General features: G+C 36.6%; 3 protein-coding genes. All 3 read left to right on the plus strand.

What is annotated here, in order from left to right; genetic code table 11:
* A partial coding sequence (gene istA, locus ASJ81_RS09925) for an IS21 family transposase (protein WP_095644289.1) occupies positions 1-1,004 on the plus strand: 1,004 nt, incomplete at its 5' end.
* The gene (gene istB / locus ASJ81_RS09930) at positions 1,001-1,774 is read left to right on the plus strand and encodes an IS21-like element helper ATPase IstB (RefSeq protein WP_095643032.1); all 774 of its coding nucleotides are present in this window, start codon (positions 1,001-1,003) and stop codon (positions 1,772-1,774) included. The genes istA and istB, both read left to right, overlap by 4 nt.
* A gap of 456 nt (positions 1,775-2,230) precedes the next feature.
* On the plus strand, positions 2,231-3,859 hold the full coding sequence (locus tag ASJ81_RS09935) for an IS1634 family transposase (RefSeq protein WP_095644288.1): 1,629 nt from the start codon (positions 2,231-2,233) through the stop codon (positions 3,857-3,859).
* Positions 3,860-3,883 lie beyond the last annotated feature (24 nt).

Here is a 3,883-nt window from a genome sequence, read left to right on the forward strand (position 1 = left end):
TAAAAGAAATGGGTTTTGAGGGAGGAAAAACCATAGTCAAGGACTTCGTACAAAAAGTCCGACCTGAGCAGGAAACCCCTGCCATACTTCGCTATGAAACAAAACCAGGTGTACAGGCTCAGGTTGACTGGGGAGAGTTAGGAACAGTTGAGGTTGATGGAAAGGTAAAGAAACTCTTTTGCTTTAACATGATTCTTGGATATTCCAGAATGAGATATGTTGAATTTACACTGAACATAGACACTCCCACTCTTATTCAGTGTCATCTGAATGCTTTTGAGTACTTTGGAGGATTTACACAGGAGATTCTCTATGATAACATGAAACAGGTTGTTATCAAAAGAGCCTTAAAATCATCAGATTCTGAATGGAACTCACAGTTTGAGGATTTCTTCAAATGCTTTGGTTTTATTCCACGGTTATGCAGACCATATAGACCTCAGACAAAAGGCAAGATTGAAAATACGGTAGGTTACGTCAAGAGGGATTTTTTCCTTGGAAGACAGTTTACCTCTCTCGAAGACCTGAACGCCCAAGTTAACAGGTGGTTGGAAAGGGTAAATTCAACTGTCCACGGAACAACATATCAAATCCCTCTTGAACGCTTTAAGGAGGAAAACCTGAGCCCTTGGGATCAGGTTCCTCCTTACAAAGTTGTCCATAAGGAGACCAGAAAGGTCTCCAGAGATTGTTATATTTCTTTCCTTGGAAATAAGTATTCTGTTCCTTACAGGTTTGCAGGAAGAACTGCAGAGCTTCAGATCTTCGAAGGAAAATTCGAGGTCTATGTTGATTATGAAAAGGTCTGTGAACATGAAATTCTTCCAGGTAACTGCAGAGTTGCCAGGAAAAAGGAACATTTCCAGGGTCTACTGAGTGAGATTCTTAAAGAGAATTCAAAATACAGGAAGGATTCACAGATTCCATTGAAGTTCTCAGGTCCTGAAGTTGAAAAGAGGTCTCTTGATGTCTATGAAACATTTAGTGAAGGTGGTTTTGAATGAACAACTTCAGCTATGAAAGACTTCACACTAATCTGCAGTACTTGAAACTGAATACTATTGAAGAGCTTCTTGATAACTATCTTGAAATTGCTGCAAGGGACAGCAAGACAACAATGGAAGTCCTTGATTATCTGTTTGAACAGGAAAAGAAACACAGGGAAGCTGTTGCAGTTGAGAGAAGGATGAAAAGTGCAGTTTTTCCTGTTAAAAAGATGCTTGAAGAATTCGATTTTGAGTTTCAGTCATCTATTGATAAAAAAGTCATAGAAGACCTTGCAACGTTGAGATTTGTTCATAATGCAGAGAATATTGTTTTGCTCGGTCCTCCTGGAGTTGGAAAGTCTCATCTTGCAATTGCTCTTGGGATTGAAGCAGCAAAAGCAGGAATTTCGGTTTACTTTACCAATACAGGAAACCTTATTGATAGGTTGAAAATAGCAGATAGAGAAGGAATACTTGAAAAGAAGATCAGGGACTTGATGAAATTTAAAGTGTTGATAATTGATGAAATTGGATATCTCCCGTTTGATGAGGAAGGAGCTCACTGCCTATTTCAGCTAATCTCCAGACGTTATGAAAAGAGTTCAGTGATCTTGACATCGAATAAGTCATATGGAGAATGGGGAGAGATATTCAAGGACCATGTTATAGCGGCTGCTGTACTTGACAGGCTTCTCCATCATTGTACGACAATTAACATCAAAGGAGAAAGTTACAGGCTGAAAGAGAGAAAGAAACAGGGAATAAAAACAGGAAATCTGTACCAGTGATTTTGAGTGAATTCATGAAAAATTGAGTAAACTTTATATCAAAAGGTGAGGAATTTTAAACCGACCAATGTGGGGAAAATTAAATCGGCGTTGACAATTCTTTACTTTCTTCAATAATCAGTAGTTCTTATTAACTGAAATTCCGAATATCAGTACTAAAAAGCATTCAATATTTAGGCATTGTTGTGAATTTGTTGCAAATTCCCTTTAAATATAATGTACGAATTTTTATTGTAAAACCTGTATATGATAATTTTTGCTCTAGAACAAAAATGAATATTTCCATACGTTTTTGGGGTCAATATTTGGTCGTTTATGGGAACCTGCAGGAAATTTAACGACGTGAAGTATATTATACTGATAAGGAACAAAATTTATATGGACTATCATCCTAGATTCGGCAGGTAAACATATAAGTTAATATAATTATTCTCACATCTTTTTTCTTGATTTTCCATGGCAGACAAAAACAACAGTCGACTAGTCGAATCCTCAATAAAACGTACAAGATTTTTAGGTCACCTTGGTCTCATTGCTGGAGTTTTCCGAGAACTTGAAGTTGACAAACTGATCGATGAGAAACTCCCAAAGGAAAGGGATCACAAGATTCCTCACTCAGTCTGCATCCTTGCCATGGTACTCAATGGTCTTGGTTTCATAGGTCAACGTCTATACCTTTTTCCTGACTTTTTCAGGAATATTTCTATAGAAAGACTTTTTGGAGAAGGTGTAACACGAGAAGATCTGAATCAATATGCTATCGGAGAAACTCTTGACAGAATCGTAAAGTATGGTCCTACAAAACTGTTTACGGAAATTGTTCTTCACATTATGAACCGTCTACCTATTCCTGTCCATTGTTTACACGCTGACACTACAAGTGTCAGCGTTTATGGTGATTATCAAGACGAAGAAACGGAGTCTATTGATATCACTTTTGGAATTCCCAAAAACGGAAGATGGGATCTCAAACAATTTGTGCTAAGTTTGATTGTAAATCAGCATGGAATACCCCTTTTTATGAACACTCATTCAGGGAATGCTTCCGACAAAAGCACAATTCTGGAAGCAATAAAGTCTCTCAAATCAGCTTTAAGTCCTGAAAGCAAAGTGTACTATGTCGCTGATAGTTCCTTTTACACTGACAATAATATCAATAATATAGGAAAGTCATTCTGGATCAGTCGTGTTCCTGCAACAATTAATGAGGCAAAGGAACTGCTAACTGCAAATCTAAACCTGAAGCCACTGAAAAGCGATGAAAGATACTCATTTTATCAAACCTTTGTTGATTATGGGGGAGTCAAGCAAAAGTGGGTTTTGTTGCTTTCTCATAAAATGAAAGAAAAGAAAGAGATAACTCTCAGAAAGAAGCTTCAAAATGAACTTGAAAAAGCAGAAAAGTCGCTTAAAAAACTGGTAGGAGAGGACTTTTTCTGTGAAGAAGATGCATTAAAAGCAGCAGAAAAATGGATTGCAGATTTCCCTTCTATTGTGTTTGAAAAAGTAGATTTGAAAACCGTTAAAAAACGTGAAACAGGTAAAAGAGGCAGAATTTCTAAAGATGAGAAATTGAAGACATATTACAGGATTGAGGGGGTTATAAAGGTTAATGATGATTTTGTTTTAAAAGAAATGGAAAAAATGGGACTTTTCATTCTTGCAAGTAATGATATCAGTCTTTCTCCTGAAGAGATGCTGAAGTATTATAAAGGACAGGATAAAGTAGAAAAAGGATTCAGATTTTTGAAAAGTGATACCTTTAGCGTATCGAAGGTGTATCTCAAGAATAAATCAAGAATTGAAGCGTTGACAATGATAATGGTTCTCTGCTTGATGATTTATTCAATTGCGGAATGGAAATTAAGGACAAAATTAGAAGAAGAAAATGAAACGGTTCCAGATCAGAAAGGAAAACCAACAAAAAGACCGACAATGAGATGGATATTTTTCAAGTTTCAGGAAATTACAGAACTTATAACTCAGAAAAAAGGGAAAGCAAAGTCAGAAATTCTAAATATGGAAGAGATTCATTGGAAGATATTGAGTCTAATGGGAGAGGAATATGAAAATATATACCTCTAGTTGCGTTAACCTGCCGAAGCTAGG

This window comes from Methanosarcina spelaei, from assembly GCF_002287235.1.
Lineage (GTDB): Archaea > Halobacteriota > Methanosarcinia > Methanosarcinales > Methanosarcinaceae > Methanosarcina > Methanosarcina spelaei.